Source organism: Saccharopolyspora hirsuta, assembly GCF_008630535.1.
Lineage (GTDB): Bacteria > Actinomycetota > Actinomycetes > Mycobacteriales > Pseudonocardiaceae > Saccharopolyspora > Saccharopolyspora hirsuta.
Window position 1 is genome coordinate 24,325 of sequence record NZ_VWPH01000017.1, and the last position, 18,480, is coordinate 42,804.

General features: G+C 72.0%; 19 protein-coding genes. 9 read left to right on the plus strand and 10 right to left on the minus strand.

The features are described 5' to 3' along the window. The first annotated feature begins 6 nt into the window (after nt 1–6). Nucleotides 7–348 (plus strand): oxidoreductase, encoded by a 342-nt coding sequence (locus tag F1721_RS29965; protein ID WP_150070188.1) that lies wholly within the window; start codon nt 7–9, stop codon nt 346–348. Nucleotides 349–360: 12 nt separating this feature from the next. Here the strand turns inward: F1721_RS29965 and F1721_RS29970 are convergent, their stop codons facing one another. Both F1721_RS29970 and F1721_RS29975 read right to left on the minus strand, forming a co-directional pair. After that, nucleotides 361–861 carry an OsmC family protein gene (locus tag F1721_RS29970; RefSeq protein WP_150070189.1) on the minus strand — a complete coding sequence of 167 codons (501 nt, stop codon included), beginning with the start codon at nt 859–861 and terminating at the stop codon, nt 361–363. Nucleotides 862–991: 130 nt separating this feature from the next. Then, complete coding sequence (locus F1721_RS29975; protein WP_150070190.1) at nt 992–2,482, minus strand: leucyl aminopeptidase; 1,491 nt, start codon at nt 2,480–2,482, stop codon at nt 992–994. Nucleotides 2,483–2,668: 186 nt separating this feature from the next. Between F1721_RS29975 and F1721_RS35440 the strand changes: the two genes are divergently transcribed. Both F1721_RS35440 and F1721_RS29985 read left to right on the plus strand, forming a co-directional pair. After that, a complete protein-coding gene (locus F1721_RS35440) occupies nt 2,669–3,910 on the plus strand; it encodes an APC family permease (RefSeq protein WP_150070191.1) in 1,242 nt (413 codons plus the stop codon). Nucleotides 3,911–3,918: 8 nt separating this feature from the next. Beyond that, complete coding sequence (locus F1721_RS29985; protein WP_150070192.1) at nt 3,919–4,590, plus strand: ribonuclease FAU-1 family protein; 672 nt, start codon at nt 3,919–3,921, stop codon at nt 4,588–4,590. Nucleotides 4,591–4,605: 15 nt separating this feature from the next. Here the strand turns inward: F1721_RS29985 and F1721_RS29990 are convergent, their stop codons facing one another. Continuing rightward, nucleotides 4,606–4,896 (minus strand): hypothetical protein, encoded by a 291-nt coding sequence (locus tag F1721_RS29990; protein WP_150070193.1) that lies wholly within the window; start codon nt 4,894–4,896, stop codon nt 4,606–4,608. 158 nt (nt 4,897–5,054) lie between these two features. Between F1721_RS29990 and F1721_RS29995 the strand changes: the two genes are divergently transcribed. Then, the gene (locus F1721_RS29995; protein ID WP_150070194.1) at nt 5,055–6,158 is read left to right on the plus strand and encodes a branched-chain amino acid aminotransferase; all 1,104 of its coding nucleotides are present in this window, start codon (nt 5,055–5,057) and stop codon (nt 6,156–6,158) included. 233 nt (nt 6,159–6,391) lie between these two features. On the opposite strand, the gene cobS is transcribed toward F1721_RS29995, so the two are convergent. From cobS to F1721_RS30015, 4 genes are read right to left on the minus strand one after another with little or no spacing between them, the layout of a single operon-like run. After that, nucleotides 6,392–7,126: an adenosylcobinamide-GDP ribazoletransferase gene (gene cobS, locus F1721_RS30000; RefSeq protein WP_150070195.1), complete on the minus strand. Its 735-nt coding sequence runs from the start codon at nt 7,124–7,126 to the stop codon at nt 6,392–6,394. Further along, a complete protein-coding gene (gene cobT / locus F1721_RS30005; protein ID WP_211840692.1) occupies nt 7,123–8,208 on the minus strand; it encodes a nicotinate-nucleotide--dimethylbenzimidazole phosphoribosyltransferase in 1,086 nt (361 codons plus the stop codon). Before cobT ends, cobS begins: the two co-directional genes overlap by 4 nt. Before the next feature lie 19 nt (nt 8,209–8,227). Further along, nucleotides 8,228–8,767: a bifunctional adenosylcobinamide kinase/adenosylcobinamide-phosphate guanylyltransferase gene (gene cobU / locus F1721_RS30010; RefSeq protein WP_150070197.1), complete on the minus strand. Its 540-nt coding sequence runs from the start codon at nt 8,765–8,767 to the stop codon at nt 8,228–8,230. Nucleotides 8,768–8,779: 12 nt separating this feature from the next. Then, a complete protein-coding gene (locus tag F1721_RS30015) occupies nt 8,780–9,418 on the minus strand; it encodes a DUF3043 domain-containing protein (protein ID WP_150070198.1) in 639 nt (212 codons plus the stop codon). Nucleotides 9,419–9,857: 439 nt separating this feature from the next. Between F1721_RS30015 and F1721_RS30020 the strand changes: the two genes are divergently transcribed. Further along, nucleotides 9,858–10,223 (plus strand): HesB/IscA family protein, encoded by a 366-nt coding sequence (locus F1721_RS30020; protein ID WP_150070199.1) that lies wholly within the window; start codon nt 9,858–9,860, stop codon nt 10,221–10,223. Nucleotides 10,224–10,314: 91 nt separating this feature from the next. Here the strand turns inward: F1721_RS30020 and F1721_RS30025 are convergent, their stop codons facing one another. Beyond that, a complete protein-coding gene (locus F1721_RS30025) occupies nt 10,315–10,917 on the minus strand; it encodes a TetR/AcrR family transcriptional regulator (RefSeq protein ID WP_170301657.1) in 603 nt (200 codons plus the stop codon). Between the two features lie 157 nt (nt 10,918–11,074). On the opposite strand from F1721_RS30025, the gene F1721_RS30030 reads away from it, so the two are divergent. Both F1721_RS30030 and F1721_RS30035 read left to right on the plus strand, forming a co-directional pair. Next, nucleotides 11,075–12,577 (plus strand): APC family permease, encoded by a 1,503-nt coding sequence (locus F1721_RS30030; protein ID WP_150070201.1) that lies wholly within the window; start codon nt 11,075–11,077, stop codon nt 12,575–12,577. After that, nucleotides 12,574–14,175 (plus strand): amidohydrolase, encoded by a 1,602-nt coding sequence (locus F1721_RS30035; RefSeq protein ID WP_150070202.1) that lies wholly within the window; start codon nt 12,574–12,576, stop codon nt 14,173–14,175. The genes F1721_RS30030 and F1721_RS30035 overlap by 4 nt, the downstream gene beginning before the upstream one ends. A gap of 54 nt (nt 14,176–14,229) precedes the next feature. On the opposite strand, the gene F1721_RS30040 is transcribed toward F1721_RS30035, so the two are convergent. Further along, nucleotides 14,230–14,442 carry an RNA-binding S4 domain-containing protein gene (locus F1721_RS30040; RefSeq protein ID WP_150070203.1) on the minus strand — a complete coding sequence of 71 codons (213 nt, stop codon included), beginning with the start codon at nt 14,440–14,442 and terminating at the stop codon, nt 14,230–14,232. A gap of 141 nt (nt 14,443–14,583) precedes the next feature. Between F1721_RS30040 and F1721_RS30045 the strand changes: the two genes are divergently transcribed. Together F1721_RS30045 and F1721_RS30050 are read left to right on the plus strand one after the other, a co-directional pair. Next, entirely contained in the window at nt 14,584–15,513 is a 930-nt protein-coding gene (locus tag F1721_RS30045; RefSeq protein WP_150070322.1) for a carbohydrate kinase family protein, read from the plus strand. Nucleotides 15,514–15,629: 116 nt separating this feature from the next. Continuing rightward, a complete protein-coding gene (locus F1721_RS30050) occupies nt 15,630–17,069 on the plus strand; it encodes an alpha-amylase (protein WP_150070204.1) in 1,440 nt (479 codons plus the stop codon). A 160-nt stretch (nt 17,070–17,229) separates the two neighbouring features. Here the strand turns inward: F1721_RS30050 and F1721_RS30055 are convergent, their stop codons facing one another. After that, on the minus strand, nt 17,230–18,426 hold the full coding sequence (locus tag F1721_RS30055) for a sialidase family protein (protein ID WP_150070205.1): 1,197 nt from the start codon (nt 18,424–18,426) through the stop codon (nt 17,230–17,232). Nucleotides 18,427–18,480: the final 54 nt, after the last annotated feature.

Below are 18,480 nucleotides of genomic sequence, written 5' to 3' on the forward strand. Positions count from 1 at the left end.
GTTGCGGTGGGCCTCTTCGACCGGTTCCGCAGGCGCACCGGTGGGGTGCGCGGTGCCAACTCGGCCGACGCGGAGCACCTGATCAGCTGGGCGGAGCAGCACCGCGGGGTGGAGGGCTACCTCGAACCGCGCACCACGGTGACCGAGACGACGCTGATGCTCATCGCGCACGACGGGGAGTGGACCCGCCGCCGGGTGGACGGCCCGGCCGCGGCGCACCGGCTGACCCGCAAGCTCGGCATCCCGCTGTACGAGGTCGCCAAGGTCGGCTACCCCCAGCGGATGCGCGACTACCAGGCCCGCCAGCGCATCCTCCGCGACCGCAACCGCCGAGCCGCCGACAGCTGACCTTGCCGCGGGTCAGTTCGCGATGCGGGTGGTCGGGGTGCACCTGACCGGGAAGTTCACCGCCTTGGCGATGTAGCAGAGCTCGTGGGCGCGGGCGTGGAGCGCTTCGGCCACGTCGACGCTGGCGCGGTCGGAGACCGTCACCACCGGGGACAGCTCGACGGCCTCGAACTGGCCGGTGCCGTCCGGGTTCTCGGCGAGGATGCCGCGGGCCTGGTCGTGGTAGCCGGTGACCACCACGCCGCTGTCCGCCGCCAGGTGCAGGAACCACAGCATGTGGCACTGCGACAGCGAGGCGACCAGCAGCTCCTCGGGGTTGTAGCGGTCCGCGTCGCCCAGGAAGACCGGGTCCGCGGAGGCGTCGATGGCGTCCTTGCCGTCCGCGCGCACCTCGTGCGTGCGCTCGTAGCTGCGGTAGGAGCTGGTGCCCTGGCCGGTATTGCCGGTCCAGACCACGTCGACCTGGTAGCCGTGCCGGGCCGTCGTCGGAGGGGCCGGTTGCGATTCGGTCATCGCCCCATCGTTGCACCGCCGCGGGGTGCTGTGGTGATCCTTTTGCGGCCTACGTCACAAATACGCCACCAGAGGGGTGGTCCGCCCGGGTGGCCCGCCGCCGCGGACCACCCGAGCCGGGACCGGGGGATCAGCCCTGGTCGGCGATGTCGGCCAGGACGGCGGCCAGGGTGCGGACCGGGACGCCGGTGCCGCCCTTGGGCGTGTAGCCCCACGGGCCGGAGGTGTTGTAGGCCGGACCGGCGATGTCGATGTGCGCCCACTCCACGCCGTCGGCGACGAACTCCTCGATGAAGATGCCCGCCGCCAGCATCCCGCCCCAGCGGTGCCCGGTGATGTTGGCCAGGTCGGCCAGCTTGGAGTCCAGGTCGCCGCGCAGCTCCTCCGGCAGCGGCATCGGCCAGCCGCCCTCGCCGGCGGCCTGCGACAGCCTCGCCACCCGGTCGCGGAACTGCTCGCTGCCCATCACGCCCGGCGTCCGCTTGCCCAGCGCCACCACCTGCGCACCGGTCAGGGTGGAGGTCTCGATCAGGTAGTCGGGCTCGTCCTCGCAGGCGCGGGTGATCGCGTCGACCAGGATCAACCGGCCCTCGGCGTCGGTGTTGAGCACCTCGACGGTCTTGCCGCCGTACATGGTCAGCACGTCACCGGGGCGGTAGGCGGTGCCGGAGGGCATGTTCTCGGCCATCGGCACGGTCGCGGTGATGTCCAGCGGGTAGTTCAGCCGGGCCGCCAGCACCATGGTGGCGACCACCGCGGCCGCCCCGGACATGTCCGAGGTCATCTCGTCCATCCCGGCGGCGGGCTTGATCGAGATGCCGCCGGTGTCGAAGGTGATGCCCTTGCCGACCAGCGCGACCTTCTTGGCGGCCTTCGGGCCCTTGTGCCGCAGGCGCACCAGCCGCGGCGGCCGGGACGAGCCAGAGCCGACGCCGAGGATGCCGCCGAAGCCCTGCTTGCGCAGCGCGTTGTCGTCGAGCACCTCGACCTCCAGGCCGACGGCGCGGCCGAGTTCGGTGGCGCGCTCGGCGAAGGAGGCCGGGAACAGGTCGTTCGGCGGGGTGTTGATCAGGTCGCGCGCGGTGTTGACCGCCTCGCCGATCGCGGTGGCGCCCTTGAGCGCGTGCGCGTTGCCGTCCGCCTTCGCGTCGGCGACCACGAACTCCACTTCGGACACCGGGTCGTCACCGGAGTTCGACTTGTAGCCGGTGAAGGCGTACGCGCCGAGCACGGTGCCCTGCACCGCGGCGGAGAGGTCCACTTCGGACAGCGTGGTGGCGGCGCGCTCGACACCGGTCAGCGCGCGGGCGGCGGCACCGGAGGCGCGGCGCACCTGCTCGCCGGTCAGCCCGCCCGCCGCTGCCTTGCCCAGGCCGGTGGCGACCAGGACCTTGGCGCGCAGCTTGCCGCCCGCGGGCAGCTTGACGACCTCGTCGGCCTTCCCGGTCGCGCCCAGCGAGGTCAGCACCTGCCGCAGGTCGCCGTCGAAGGCCGAGGCGACCTGCTCGGAGCCGGGCGCGAGCTGCAGGCCGTCGGTGCCCTGCGCGGTTCCGACGATGAGCGCGTCCACGGCCAGCTTGGTCACCGCGCTGTCGGTGAGGGAGAGTTTCGGGGTCGTCACGTGGTCATCCTCCGTTGAAGCTGCCGTGCCGAAATCGAATCCAACCGCACTCTAGAACGCAACGCGCGGGTGAATCCGACCAGGACGGTGGTGCGCTGGGGCCGTCCTTACGCTGGGGCACGGCGCCGTCGGGATGTCAACCGACAGGCGGCTGCACCATTCGGGTTCGTCTGCAAGGGTGGTCGAGTGGCCCAACAGGTTGAATCGAGGCTCGCGTCCGGTGCGGGGGCGATTCCGCTGGCGCTCGGCGGGATGCTCGGCGTCGGCGTGCTCGTGGGCCCGGCGCCCGCAGCGGCCGCAGCCGGGATGTGGTCGCCGCTCGGCCTGCTGATCGCGCTGCTGGCCGCGACCTGTTCGGCGTCTGCGACCGCTCACCAGTCCGCCGCCTACCGCGGCCCGGGCGCGGCCTACGCGTGCGTCCGCGGGCGCATGGGCGTGCTGCCCGCGCGCGTCGGTGCCAGCGCGTACCTGGCCGGGCACGTCGCCGCGATGGCCGCGATCGCGCGGGTGCTGGGCGACTTCTTCCTGCCCGCCTCGGCGCCGCTGGTGGCGGCCGCGGCGATCCTGCTCGTCGTCCTCTCGGCGACGACCGGGCTCCGCATCCGCGGCGCGGCGGCCTGGATCTGGCTCGCGCTGATGGCCGCGGTGCTGGCCCTGGTGGTCGTCACCTGCTTCGCGATCGCCCCGATCCCGCCGCTGCCCGCCGGGGCGGGGCCCGCGGACAGCGCGGTCGGCATCACCGGCGCTGCCGGGGTGCTGTTCTTCGCCTTCCTCGGCTTCGAGCGGCTGACGGCCCCGGCCGAGGAGCGCGACCGGGTCCCGTGGGCGGCGGTGAAGCGCGGGGTCGTGGTCTCGTTCGCCGTGCTGACCGCGGTGCTCGCGGTGGTGACGGCGGCGTTGGTGCACCAGCTCGGCTGGTCGCGGCTGGCGCTGTCCCCGACGCCGATCCGCGACGTCCTGGCCGCGGCGGCCGCGTCCGAGCTCGCGCCGCTGGTCGGCGTCGGTGCGGCGGTGGCCCTCCTGCCGGTGCTGCTGGCCACCCTGGAGTCCGCCCGGTCGACGGCGTTGGCCCTGGTGCAGGACGGCGATCTGCCCCGGGTGCTGGACCGGCGGAGCGGCGCCGGTACGCCGTACCTGTTGGACGTCGGCACGGGTGTCGCCGCGGTCGCGGTCGCTCTGCTGGTCGAGCCCGTGACGGCGATGGCCTTCGCCGCTTGCAGCATGCTGGTGCACTACGCCTTCGCCAACGCCGGGGCGCGGTTGCTGCTGTCCGACGCCGGTGGGTGGCCGATGCGCGCGGCCTGCCTGGGCATGGGCCTGTCCGTCGTAATCGCGATGAGCATGCCGATTTCTGCGATGCTTGCGACGCTTGTTGTCGTTTTTATCGGTCCTTTGGCGACGGGAGGTGTGTCCCGTCGCTGGAGATGAGGCGGGTCATGCTGAACGCGAGTGCAGGCAACCTTTCCCTGGAACCCATCCAACCCCCGATCTGGCTGCCCGGGGAGGAAGCGCTTTACAGCTTCTGGCGTCTTGACGGATCCCTCGGCACCGTCCACCCGGCACGGGTGGTCGCCGACGACGGAGACCAGCTGCTCTGCTGGGTCCTGGACGGCACCCCGATCCGGGTCACCACCTCCCCGGACGGCCGGTCGTACCGCGAGATGCCGCTGTTCGAGCGCTTCAACGGGCCTCGGGTGCCCGCCAGGTCCACCTGGCGCGGCACCTCCACGCTGCGCCTGGTCGACGAGCACCGCTGGTCGTCGGTGTGGTGGTTCTTCGAAGCCGACGGCACCTTCCGGAACTGGTACGTCAACCTCGAAGTGCCGCTCGGGCGCGACGAGCTCGGGGTCCGGCGGGTGGACGGCGTGCTGGACGTCGAGGTGTTCCCGGACGGGTCGTGGTCCTGGAAGGACGAGCACGAGCTGGCCGCCGCGATGGCGGCCGGGCGGTTCGACCGCTGGCACCTCAAGCAGCTGCGGGCCGAGGGGGAGCGGATGATCGCGCTCGCCGAGGCGCGGTTGTTCCCGTTCGACGGCACCTTCTGCGACGCGGCGCCGGATCCGAAGTGGGCGCTGCCGTCCCTACCGGATGGACTGCTGCAGGTCTGACCGGTGTTCGGGGGGTCAGGACACCGAGATGAACAGCAGCACGGTGATGAGCGCGACCAGGGCGCCGATCCCGCCGACCGAGCCGCCGCGCAGGTCCTTCGGGAAGAACGCCTGGTGCTTGTTGCGCCACCAGAACGCCCAACCGGCGGCGCCGGCCGCGCCCAAGATCAGGCCGAAGATGTCGAGCCAGGAGTAGCCGAGCGCCACGAGCAGGCCGCCACCCAGTGGCATCAGCGCCGCCAGGGTGGCGGCCAGCGCGTCCTGCGACGCGGTGGTGGGGACCGGAGCGGGAGCCTGCTGGTTCATGAGCACATCATAGAGCCCGGAACGTCGGCTTCCGGAAGCTTCCGGGTCACGCTCGGTGGCGTCCGTTGAGCGGCCTGTGATCGGACGCCGGACAATTGGACGACCAACTTAAGACGATCCGGTTTCCACTGCTCGAACGGTCGCGATACGGTACGCGCATGACTGAAGCGCTGTCTTTCACCCGGACCACCAACCCGCAACCGGCCAGCGATGAGCGCCGCGCGGAGGTACTGGCCAATCCGGGGTTCGGACGGCACTTCACCGATCACATGGTGACCATCCGCTGGACCGAGGACCGCGGCTGGCACGACGCCCGCGTCGAGCCCTACCACTCGCTGGAGCTCGACCCGGCGACCTCCGTCCTGCACTACGCGCAGGCGATCTTCGAAGGCCTCAAGGCCTACCGCCAGCCCGACGGCTCGATCGCGGCGTTCCGCCCGGAGGCCAACGCCCGGCGGTTCCAGGACTCCGCGAAGCGGATCGCGATGGCCCAGCTGCCGGAGGAGCTGTTCGTCGAGTCGCTGCGCGAGCTGATCGCGGTGGACGGGGCGTGGGTGCCCAGCGCCGAGGAGAGCTCGCTCTACCTGCGGCCGTTCATGATCTCCACCGAGGTCGGCCTGGGCGTGAACAACCCGGCCAACGCCTACCTGTACGCGGTGATCGCCTCCCCGTCCGGCTCGTACTTCGCGGGCGGCATCAAGCCGGTCACCGTGTGGTTGAGCCACGAGTACGTGCGCGCGGCCCCCGGCGGCACCGGCGCGGCCAAGTTCGCGGGCAACTACGCCGCCTCCTTCGCCGCGCAGGCCGAGGCCGTGAAGCAGGGCTGCGACCAGGTGGTCTGGCTCGACGCGTGCGAGCGGCACGTGGTCGAGGAGATGGGCGGCATGAACCTGTTCTTCGTGCTCGGCTCCGGTGCCGACGCGCGCCTGGTGACCCCCGAGCTCAGCGGCAGCCTGCTGCCCGGCGTGACCCGCTCGTCGCTGCTGGAGCTGGGCCGCGAGCTCGGCATGCAGGTCGAGGAGCGCAAGTTCACCGTCGAGGAGTGGGAGAAGAAGGCCGCGACCGGTGAGCTCACCGAGGTCTTCGCCTGCGGGACCGCGGCGGTGATCACCCCGGTCGGCCACGTCAAGCACCGCGACGGCGAGTTCACCATCGCCGACGGCCAGCCGGGCAAGGTCACGATGCAGCTCCGCGAGCGCCTCACCGGCATCCAGCACGGCACCGTGCCGGACACCCACGGCTGGATGACCAAGCTCGGCTGAGCTCCGGACATCCCGAACCGGGGGGCGCAGTTTCCGCGGAAACTGCGCCCCCCGGTGTGTCGGGCGTCCGACATGCCGGAGGCGGGGCTCGGCGGGCATCCGCCGTTGTGCCGGACATCCGCGATTTCAATGGAAATCGGACGTCCGATTTCCATTGAAATCGCGGGAGTTCCCCCGCGCCCGGGCGTGTCGGACGTCTTGCGCAGTTTCAGTTGAAACTGCGCGGCGCCGGGTCAGGCGAGGGTTGCGCCGATGAGGACCGTCGTGGTGGCGAGTTCGGAGGCCGCGCCGAGGACGTCTCCGGTGATTCCGCCGAAGCGGCGCTGGACGTGGTGGGTGAAGGCGAGGAGCAGGGCGGCTGCCGCGGCGACCGCGATCGCCACGTGCCAGGTGAATGCCAGCGCCGCCACCGCGAGCAGCACCAGCCACCAGGCCGTCACCAGCCAGGTCGGTTGACTGCCCGCCACCAGGGCTCCCATACCTTCCGGGCGGGCGGAGGGCACCCCGCGGCGGCAGCACAGGACGAAGCCCGCTCGGCCGACCGCGCACGCCAGCACGACCACCAGCGGGTTGGCCGCGAGTTCGGCGAGGCTGGCCGCTTGGGCGCCCAGGACCAGGATCAGCGCGACCACCGCGAACGGTCCCGCGCCGCCGTCGCGCATCACACTCAGCGCGCGCTCCGGCGGTCCGTAGCAGCCGAGGCCGTCCACGGTGTCGGCCAGCCCGTCCACGTGCATGCCCCTGGTGACCAGCACCAACACCGCCACGGTCAGCAGACCGGCCAGGAGCGCGGGAGCGCCGAGAACGGTCAACCCCCAGAGCGCGAGGGCGCCGAAGCCGCCCACCAGCGCACCGACCAGGGGAGCGAACGCGATCGCCTGGCGGCAGGTGGCGTCGTCGACGCGGCGCGCGGGCAGCGGCAGGACGCTCAGCCACGAGACCGCCAGGCGGAGGCCGTCCGAGGTCACGACCTCGGGCCGGTGGCCTCGGCTTCGGTCGGTCCGCCGACACCGGCTTCGGCGAAGGTCGCCATCTCCCCGAGCACCCGCGTCGCGGCGGTCAGGATCGGCAGCGCGGTCAGCGCGCCGGAACCCTCGCCGAGCCGCATCTGCAGGTCGAGCACCGGGGTCAGGTCGAGGTGTTCGAGCACCAGCGGACCGCCCGGTTCGGCGGAGCGGTGCCCGGCCAGCCACCACTGCCGCGCCCCGGGCGCGATCTCCTCGGCGACCAGCGCCGCCGCACCCACCACGACGCCGTCCAGCAGCACGGGCGTGCGGCGGACCGCGGCCTGGGCGAGGAAGCCGGTCAGCGCGGCGATGTCGGCGCCGGAGGAGGTGCGCAGCAGCGCCACCGGGTCGTCCAGCACCTTGCGGGCCCGGCGCAGCGCGTCGCGGATCGCCGCGGTCTTGCGCATCCAGGCGTTGTCGTCGATGCCGGTGCCGCGGCCGACGACAGCCACCGGTTCGGTCCCGGTGAGCGCCGAGATCAGCACCGCGGCCGGTGTGGTGTTGCCGATCCCCATGTCCCCGGCGATGAGCAGGTCGGCGCCGGAGTCGATCTCCTCGTCGGCGATGGTCCGCCCGGCGTTGATCGCGGCCCGCACCTCGGCGTCGGTCAGGGCGTCCTCGCGGTCGATGGACCCGGACGCGCGGCGCACCTTGTGCGCGCTGACCACCGGCGGGGTGTCGGCGTTGACGGCCATGTCCACCACCCGCACGGTCGCCCCGGTGTTGGTGGCGAGCACGTTCACCGCCGCGCCCCCGGCCAGGAAGTTCGCCACCATCTGGCCGGTCACCTCGCTGGGGTAGGCGGACACCCCGTGCCCGGCGACCCCGTGGTCACCGGCGAAGACGACGACCCGCGGCCGGGCGAACGGCCGGGGCGGGCAGAGCCCCTGGCGGGCGGCGACCCAGACACCGAGCTCCTCCAGCCGCCCCAGCGAGCCGGCCGGTTTGGTCAGCTGCTCGTGCCGGGCGACCGCCTGCCGGCGGGCCTGCTCGTCGGGGGTCGGCACCGTCGGGAAGCTGATCTCGTTCTGGTCGGTGGACAAGCGAACCTCCGTGTCGATGTCAGCGCAGCCGGAGCGGAAGACCGGCGACGAGCAGGACGACCTCGTCGCACACCTCGGCCAACCGGGCGTTCAGCGCCCCGAGCTCGTCCCGGAACAGCCTTCCAGACCGGGTGGCCGGAACGACGCCCAACCCGACCTCGGCGGAGACCACGACCACCCGCCCGGCGCAGCCGGTGACGGCGTCGACGAGCTCGGTGCAGCGCGCGGCCACGACATCCAGCGCACCGGGGTCCCGCTCCCAGGCCCCGGCGTCGTCGAGCACCCCGGTCAACCAGGTGGCGAGATCGTCGACCAGCACGGACGCACCGGCCGGAACCTCGCCCAGCACCCGGCACAACGTCGTGGTGTCCGGAGCTTCCGCGGTCCGCCAGCTGTCCGGCCGCCGGGCGACGTGGGCGGCGATCCGCTCGTCCCACTCCCGATCACCGGCAACCCGCCGAGCGGTGGCCACGTAGGTGACCGCCTCATCGGCCCCGACCAACCCCTCGGCGTGCGCGGACTTCCCGGAACGCGCCCCACCGAGCACCAACGTGCGCACTGCGGGCCCCGATCAGCCGAGCTTGGCGATGTCCTTGGGGGTGTAGCGGGGGCGGGGGACGCGGAGCTTGCGGATCTGCATCGCGCGGGTGAAGGCGTACCAGCCCAGGGCGAACGGCTTGTCCTTGGCGTCCGGGAACTTGGCCCGGACGTGCTTGTTGACGTAGCGGCCCAGCAGGGTGCCCTCGATGACCATCATGATCAGCAGGGCCATGCAGAACAGCGTCGCGTACTGCTGCACCAGCAGGTTCTGCGACAGGGTGCTCACGAACACCACCAGCACCAGCGGCATGAACAGGCCCATCAGGTGGCGGCGGGTGTCGACCAGGTCGCGGACGTAGGCGCGCACCGGGCCCTTGTCGCGGGGCATCAGGTAGCGGTCGTCGCCCTGCATCATGCGCTCGCGGCGCTCGCGGGCGGCGTTGCGCCGCTCCTCCTTGTTGCCGCGGGCCCGCTTGATCGCCTCGCGCTGCGTCTTCGGCGGCGGCGGGACCGGGCCGCGGCGCTTGCCCTCGGCGTCCCGGCGCTTCGGGGTGGGGCGGCCCTTCTTCGGCGTGTGGTTGGGGGCGTGCTCCGCCGCGGGCTGGGCAGTCTCGTTCTCGGACTCCGGGCTGGCGGGCTGCTCAGTGCTGCTGCGGCGAAGGAACCTCACTCCAACAGGGTATTCGACGCCACTCCGGTTCTTGCAGCAGACCGGGCGGAAGACCCTTTCCGGGCTCGTTCTGCGTGGCGGTGCCGGTGGCGGAACCTCAGCGCCCGCCTGGACTGCGGGTGCCCTGACTTGTGCATGACCCGATACACGGCGTCAGGGCCGTCCTCGACGGAAGGAATCCCGGAGGGGTGGGCAGGCACCGTGAACCCGCGGCGGTGCGAGCTGCGAGGGTGGGCTGAGCGGCTACGCCGCTTCGAAGGCGGAAGACCACCACTTGAGCGGGTCAAGCCACATCACACCAGCTCGGCGGCTGGCTGTGCCACCATGGAACGCGGAGACACGGCACACGTCCCCGGGTCCGCCCGCGGGAATAGGCCGGTCCGGTCCGTGGTTGCACCACAGGCCGGAATCGGATGAGCGAGACCTCTAGGGAGAGTCCATGACCGCCCCGAACACCACGACCGAGAGCGAGGCGCCCGCCCACGGTGTCACGTTGACCGACGCGGCGGCCCAGAAGGCCAAGGCCCTGCTGGACCAGGAGGGTCGCGACGACATGCACCTGCGCATCGCCGTCCAGCCCGGTGGCTGCGCGGGGCTGCGCTACCAGCTCTTCTTCGACGAGCGCACCCTGGACGGCGACGCGCGGCGGGACTTCGAGGGCCTGGGCGTCGTCGTCGACCGGATGAGCGCCCCGTACCTGGAGGGTGCGGTGATCGACTTCGTCGACTCCATCGAGAAGCAGGGCTTCACCATCGACAACCCGAACGCGGGCGGGTCGTGCGCCTGCGGCGACTCGTTCCACTGACCGGGCGAGCCGATCTGGCACGAGGCCGGTACCCCGCGGGGTACCGGCCTTCTTGCTGCTCGGGGGTCGGTGTTCGAACACCGTTGCGCACTCACGACGGCTCGGGGAGGCCCGCGACGTAGGACCGCACCGCTTCGCGGAAGGCGGTGCGGTCGACCTCGGCCGGTTCGGTGGCGCGGATCGCGGTGCGCAGGGCCGGGTAGTCGTCGCCGAGGGGCTGGTCGAAGGCCGGGGAGAACGGCGCGAGGATCGAGCCGAGGACCACGTAGTCGATGCCGAGCACCACGCGCAGCGCCGCCGCCGGTGCGAACCCCGCCCCGACGAGCATGGCCACCACGTCCTCGTAGGCCTGGCGGGATTCGGCGATGGTCACCGCGCGGCGGGCGATGATCCCCACCGCGTTGGGGTGCTTGGCGAACGCCGCGTGGTAGGTGCTGGCCCAGTCCAGCAGGCCCGCGCGCCAGTCCGCCGGGTCCAGCTGCAGGGGCGGGATGTCCGCGGTGATGATCTCGGTGATCAGCTCGAGGATGTCGTCCTTGCCCGCGACGTGCGAGTACAGGGACGGGGCCTGCACGCCCAGCTTGGCCGCGATGCGCCGGACGGTGAGCGCTTCGGCGCCTTCCCCGTCGACGACCGCGAGCGCGGCCAGCCCGATGTCGTGCCTGGTCAGCGAGCCGCGCCTGGTCTGGGTCACCGGTCCTCCTCCGTGATCGCTGGCGCCTCCCATTCTTCCCGAGCCGGGTCCGGCCGCGGGATCCGTCGGCCGCCGAGGTCTTCCCAAACTCCCGGCGGAGCCCTACAGTCCCTGCCTAACTTAGTTAGGTTGGCCCCGTCCAAAGGAGGGCGCAGGCATGAAAACCTCGGCCGCCAGGGAGAATTCGGACACCGACGAGGATTCCGCGCGGCTGCGCGAGCTCGGCTACGAGCCCCAGCTGAAGCGCGGGCTGGGGGTGCTCGGCAACATCACGATGGGCTTCGCGACGATCTCCCCGGTCGTCGGGCTCTACGCGGTGGTGCTGGTCGGCGCGACGATCGCCGGGCCCCGGTGGGTGTGGGCGCTGCCGGTCTGCCTGGTCGGGCAGTGCCTGCTGCTGGCGCTCTACGCCGAGCTGTCCTCCGAGTTCCCGATCTCGGGCGGGGCCTACCAGTGGACCCGGCGGCTGCTCGGCCCGTCCTACGCCTGGTTCACCGGCTGGATCTCGCTGTGCTCCAGCCTGCTGGCCAACACCACGATCGCCTACCTGGCCGCGCCGTGGGCCTTCACCCTCGTCGGCGTCACCCCGACGCCGAACCAGCTGGTCGTGGCGGCGGCGGTGTTCGTCGTGGTGTGCTCGCTGACCAACATGCTCGGCGTGGACGTGCTGCGCCGCGCGCTGGCGATGGGCGTGGTGGCCGAGGCCATCGCCTCGGTGCTGGTCGGGGTCGCCCTGCTGCTGGTGTTCCGCTCGCAGCCGTGGTCGATCCTGACCGAGGGCTTCGGCACCGAGGCGCTGTTCGACGGCTCCGGGTTCGCCGCGTTCGTCGCGGCGGTGGCCGTCGGCGGCTGGGCGTTCATCGGCTTCGACGCCTGCGTGTCGACCTCGGAGGAGACCCGCAACGCCACCCGGCACGTGCCGCGCGCGATCTGGATCGCGCTGCTCAGCGTCGGCCTGCTGGTGATCCTCAACGCCTTCGCGGTGGTGCTCACCCACCCCGACCCGGCGAGCGTGGTGGCCGGGGCCGATGCCGACCCGGTGACCACCGCGGTGGTGGCGTCCTTCGGTGACTGGTCGGCCAAGCCCTTCGTCGTCGTGGTGATCATCGCGTTCCTGGCGTGCGGGATGGCGGCGCAGGGGTCGACGGCGCGGGCGCTGTACTCGGTCGCGCGCGACGACGTGCTGCCGCTGTCCAAATTCCTGCGCACGGTGAGCCGCCGGAGCCAGGCTCCGATCGGCGGCGCCGTCGCGGTCACCGCGGTGGCGTGCGTCGGGTTGCTGCTGGCGCTGAACAGCGCCGCCATGGGCAGCCTCATCACCTTCGGCACCTCGGCCTTCTACCTGACCTTCTTCCTGGTCGCCCTCGCCGCGCTGGTGGCGCGCCTGCGCGGGACGTGGGTGCCCGCCGGTCGCGTCCGGCTGGGACGGCCGGGCACCGCGCTGAACTTCGGCGCCGTGCTGTGGCTGGGGTTCGAGTTCGTCAACATCACCTGGCCCCGCGCGCTGCTCGCCCCGGTGGGCGCCCCGTGGTACCAGGTGTGGGCGGCACCGCTGGGCACCGCGCTGATCGTCCTCGTCGGACTCGTCTACTTCGCGGTGGCCAAACCGCGCGACCGGGTCGTCATCAGCAGTTCCTTCGCAGATCGGAGTACCTCGTGACCATTGCGGACCTCGTCATCACCGGTGCCAGGGTGATCACGATGGACGGACGGCCGACGAGCGCGGTGGCGGTGCGGGACGGTCGCATCTGCGCGGTCGGCGACGACGTCGGCGACCACATCGGACGGCGCACCCAGGTGATCGACGGCTCGGGGCGCACCGTCACGCCCGGGCTGGTCGACTCCCACCAGCACCCGGTGCACGGCGTCGCCGACATCCGCGGCCTCGACCTGCGGGGCGTGGTGGACCTCGGCGAGCTCCGGGCGAAGCTGCGCGCGGAGAGCGCCCGGCTGGGGCGCGACGAGTGGCTGCTCGGGTACGGCCTGGAGTACAACGCCTTCCGGCCGGACTGGTTGCACCGCAAGCACATCGACGACGCCATCGGCGACCACCCGGCGCTGCTGACGCTGATCGACGCGCACACCGCGCTGATGAACACCAGGGGCCTGCAGCGAGCGGGCATCACCGGTCCGGTGGAGTTCGCCGACCGCTCGGAGGTGGTCGTCGACCCGGACGGCACGCCCACCGGCGAGCTGCACGAGACGTCGGCGGTGCGGCTCGGCGACGCCGCCGTTCCCCCGCTGGAGCTGGACGAGCTCGCGCGGCGGGTGGCCGACCTGCACCGGGCGCAGAACGCGGTCGGCATCACCGGGGCGCACATGCTGGACCTGGCGATCTGGCCGGGCACCGACGAGCTGTTCGAGGTGCTCGACGACCGCGGCGACCTGACGGTGCGGACGCTGGTGGCGCCGTGGTGCCTGCCGGGCACCGTCGACGACACCCTGGACATCGTCCAGGACCTGCGGAACCGGCCCGGCCGGATGTGGCGCACCGGTGCGGTCAAGTTCTTCCTGGACGGCACCATCGACGGCGGCAGCGCGTGGCTGTGCCACCCGGACTCGCGCGGCGAGGGCACCGTCCCGGTGTGGCGCGAGCCGCGGGCCTACGCGGAGGCCGTGCAGCGCGCGGTGGACCTGGGGCTGCCGTGCTGGACCCACGCGATCGGCGACCAGGCGGTGTCCTTCGCGCTCGACACCTACGCCGCGTCGGGGCGCGCCCCCGGCGGTCGGCACCGCATCGAGCACGTCGAGCTGCTCCAGGACCGCGACGTCGCCAGGTTCGCCGAGCTGGACGTGGTGGCGTCCATGCAGCCCACGCACATGGACTGGACGCTGCCCGACCACAGCGACAACTGGTCGACGCGCATCGGCGCGGAGCGCTGCGGGCGGGCCTGGCGGTACCGGGACGTGCTCGCCGCGGGCGGGCACGTCGCGCTCGGCTCGGACTGGCCGATCGCCGGTTACGACCCGCGGGAGATCATGGCCGGGGCCCGGCTGCGTCGCCCGGTCGGGGAACCGGACCGGGCGCCGGTGCTGCCGGAGCAGGCGCTCACCGCGGAGCAGGTGCTCGCGGGCTACACCACCGAAGCCGCGTACGGCGCGGGGGAGGAGCGGGTGTCCGGGCGGATCCGGGTCGGCATGCGGGCGGACCTGGCGGTGTTCGACGGGGACCCGCTGACCTGCGCCCCGCAGGACCTGCCGGAACTCCCGGTGGCGTGCACGATCGTCGACGGCCGGATCGTCCACGAAGCACTGTGAAACCGTTCGTGAGCGGCGGTGGTGGTAAGGGCGGCCATCGCCGCTCACGAGGCGTCAGCGGGTGACGACGCGGATGGTCTCGGGGCCGAGGGCGACCTCGTCGCCTTCGGTGATCTGCTTGCCGCGGCGGGTCTCCACCTCGCCGTTGACCTGGACCAGGCCTTCCTCCAGGACCTCCTTCGCCTCCGCGCCGTGCTCGACCAGCCCCGCCAGCTTCAGCAGCTGGCCGAGCCGGATCACGTCGTCCCGGATCTCCACTTCGCGCATGCGCCCATTGTCCGCCGCCGCGCTCGGCGGCCGGGCGCGGCGGTCGGCGGTACGCTCGGTGCGCGTGCGCTCACCTGCTGCGACACCCGGGAGGTCGCCGTGCCCGTCGCCGTCACCGGCAGCATCGCCACCGATCACCTGATGCACTTCCCCGGCCGGTTCACCGACCAGCTCGTCGCCGACAGCCTGGCGCAGGTCTCGCTGAGCTTCCTGGTCGACGACCTCGTGGTGCGGCGGGGCGGCGCCGCGGCCAACATCGCCTTCGCGCTGGGCGTGCTGCGGCAGCGGCCGGTGCTGATCGGCGCGGTCGGCGACGACTTCGCCGACTACCGCTCCTGGTTGGAGCGCAACGGAGTTGACTGCTCGGGCGTGCACGTCTCGGAGGTCGCGCACACCGCCCGGTTCGTGTGCACCACCGACGAGGAGTTCAACCAGATCGCCTCCTTCTACACCGGAGCGATGGCGGAGGCCCGCAACGTCGAGCTGGCGCCGGTGCTGGCCCGCTCCGGCGCGGACCTGGTGCTGATCGGCCCGAACGATCCGCTGGCGATGCTGCGGCACGCCGACGAGTGCCGCCAGCGCGGTTACCCGTTCGCCAGCGATCCGTCGCAGCAGCTGGCCCGCCTCGACGGCGAGCAGGTGCGGCGGGTGGTCGAGGGTGCGGAGTACCTGTTCAGCAACGAGTACGAGTGGGGCCTGCTGCTGCACAAGACCGGCTGGACCGAGTCCGACGTGCAGGAGCGGGTCGGCGTCCGGATCACCACGCTCGGCGCGGAGGGCGCGGAGGTGGTCGGCGGCGACGGAACGCGGGTGCGGGTGCCCGCGGTGCCCGATCGCGGCAGGGTCGATCCGACCGGCGTGGGCGACGGGTTCCGGGCGGGCTTCCTCGCCGGTGTCCAAAGCGGACTGTCGTGGGAGCGGGCCGCGCAGCTGGGGTCGTTGATCGCGGTGCACGTCCTGGAGGTGACCGGGACGCAGGAGTGGACGCTGGACCACGGCCGGGCGCTGCGGCGCTTCACCGACGCCTACGGCGCCGCTGCGGCGACCGAGGTGGCCGGGTTGCTGACCTAGTTTTGCAAATTTTTGCAGACATCGGAGCAGTTCAACCCTGGTTCTGATGGCGTATTGACTTAACTCGCGCAAGAAAATGTGATCGATGGCGACCGCTCGATGCTGAGGAGGTTGTCATGCGATTGGCATTGCTCGCGCTCGCCGCGTCGGTCGGCGGCGCAGCGCTGGTGCCCACTGCCACCGCGGAGGTGCCCACCGCCGCCCCGGTGCGCGGGCCCATCGTCCAGATGTTCCAGTGGCCGTGGGAATCCGTCGCGCGGGAGTGCACCGATTTCCTGGGCCCCAAGGGGTTCGGTGCGGTGCAGGTGTCGCCGCCGCAGGAGCACGTGGTGCTCGGTGACCAGGGCTACCCCTGGTACCAGGACTACCAGCCGGTCAGCTACCAGCTGGAGAGCCGCCGCGGTAACCGGGAGCAGTTCGCCGCGATGGTGCGGACCTGCAACGACGCCGGTGTGGAGATCTACGTCGACGCGGTGGTGAACCACATGAGCGGCTCCGGTTCGGTCGGCAGCGGACCGGGCAGCGGCGGCTCGACCTACGAGAAGTACGACTACCCGGGCATCTACGCCGACGCCGACTTCCACGGTTGCCGCCGCGACATCGCGAACTACCAGGACAAGTGGGAGGTCCGCAACTGCGAGCTGGTCGGCCTGGCGGACCTGGCCACCGAGTCCGAGCACGTCCGCACCACGCTGACCGCCTACCTGAACGACCTGGTGGGGATGGGCGTGTCCGGCTTCCGGGTGGACGGCGTCAAGCACATGCCGCCGGAGGACGTCGGTGCGATCTTCGGTGCGGTGCAGAACGTTCCGGGCACCGGCGCCCGGCCCTACGTGTTCCAGGAGGTGATCGCGGACGGCACGACGACCGCGGGGGAGTACGCCGGGAACGGGGACGTGACCGAGTTCGGCTACTACGGCGTGGTCGCCAACGCCGTCCGGGACGGTTCGCTGGCGCAGCTGGCGAACCTGCCGGAGCGGATGTCGCTGCCGAGCGACCAGGCGGTGGTGTTCATCGACAACCACGACACGCAGCGCAGCTCGCCGATCCTGACCTACAAGGACGGCGTCACCTACGACCTGGCGGTCGCGTTCGAGCTGGCCTACCCGTACGGGACGCCGCAGCTGATCTCCGGTTTCGCCTTCGACGACCCCGACGCCGGGCCGCCCGCCGAGGCGGACGGGACGACGCAGGCGGCCAGCTGCGACAACTCGGCTTGGTCCTGCGAGCACCGGCGGCCGATCATCGCCGGGATGGCCGGGTTCCACGGCGCGGTGCAGGGCACCGAGCTGACGAACTGGTGGGACAACGGCGGCGGTCAGGTCGCCTTCGGCCGCGGTGACAAGGGATTCGTGGCGATCAACCGGGAGGGCGGCGAGCTGTCGCAGACCTTCCAGAGCTCGCTGCCCGCCGGGACCTACTGCGACGTGATGAGCGGTGAGCTGAAGGACGGCGCGTGCACCGGCACGACCGTCGAGGTGGGCGCGGACGGCCGGTTCGACGCGACCGTCGCGCCGAACTCCGGCCTCGCACTCCACATCGGAGCCAAGCTCTGACGCACCGCTGAGCACTTCGCGGCCCTGCGCCGCGAAGTGCTCACGCGCGCGCCGACGACGGTGCGCTCGACGTGCGAGCGGAAGGCGACCGGGTCCAGGTGGTGCTGGTCGATCACCAGGTCCGCGCCGGAGCAGCCGATCCCGGGCGCGCAAACGGTTTTCAGCGCGCCAGGTCGTTCTCGCTGAACCTCGCGTAGCGGATCGTCTGGTGCGCGTCCTGCGATTCCGGTGATCCGGCCTCGTACAGCAGGCCCGCCCAGCCGCCGCCCAGGTTGATCAGATCGGAGTACGCCGCCCACGTCGCGTCCACCACCGTGCCGACCTCCTGCCAGGTCGCGCCCTCGTCCGCGGACGTGCGGATGCGCATGGTGTGGCGGCGGTGGTCCATGTCCGGATCGGTGTTGTACGGCCCGGAGAACAGGATCAGGTTGCTCGGGTCGCCGGCGGTCGTCGCGCGAAGCCGGACCACCGAGCCCTGCACCACCGGCCCGCGCAGCTGCGGCACGACCGAGAACGGTTCGCGGAAGGTCTCGCCGCCGTCGGCGCTGACCGCGTGCGCCCGGTTGCCGTCGGCCACCGTGGTCCCGGAGTTGTCCTGGTTGCGGGCGGCCACGTAGAGCTCGGCGTCGACGGTCTCCAGCAGGCTGAGCTCCTGCGGCTTGATCTTCTCGCCGGTCCGGTCGTCCAGGGCGCCGAGCTGCCAGTTCGTGCCGCCGTCGTCGCTGTAGACGATCCCGGCGCCCTTGAGCCCGTCGGCGCCCTCGTAGTTGATGCCCGCGACCATCCGGCCGTTGTGCTCGCCGCGCGTCATCTGCAGGCCGTGTCCCGGGCCGGTGGCGTACCACTTGGTCCACTCCGGCTTCAGCAGCTGCGGCTGCGCCTCCGGCTCGGTCCAGCCCTTGCCGAGCGGGTCCGTGCTGTGCTGCAGGAAGGGCGTTCGGCGGCAGCCGTTCCCGGCGCAGTCCGCGCCCGGGTTGTGCGTGGTGAGCAGGGAGATCCGGCCGGTCCCGCGGTCCACGACCGGGACCGGGTTGCCGCGGGTGTCCCCGGCGCCGTCGGCCACGAGTTCCAGCCCCTGCCAGGACTTCCCGTCATCGGTGGAGCGCTTGAGCACCACGTCGAGGTCGCCGGTGTCGTCGCAGTTGTTCCGGCGCGCCTCGGCGAACGCCAGCAGCGCGCTGCGGTCCTGGGTGCGCACGATCGCGGGGATGCGGAAGCAGTTGTAGCCGCCCTCGCCCTTGGTGAACACGGTCGTCCCGCTGATCGCCAGCGGTTCCCCGGTGGACATCTGCGTCGCGCCCAGGCACAGCAGCGCGGCCCCGGCCGCCGCCCCCAGGAGCTTGGTGATCCGGCGCATGCCCGTCCCTTCGCCGATGGATGAGGAATTCCACCGCGAAGGTATCGGTCGGAA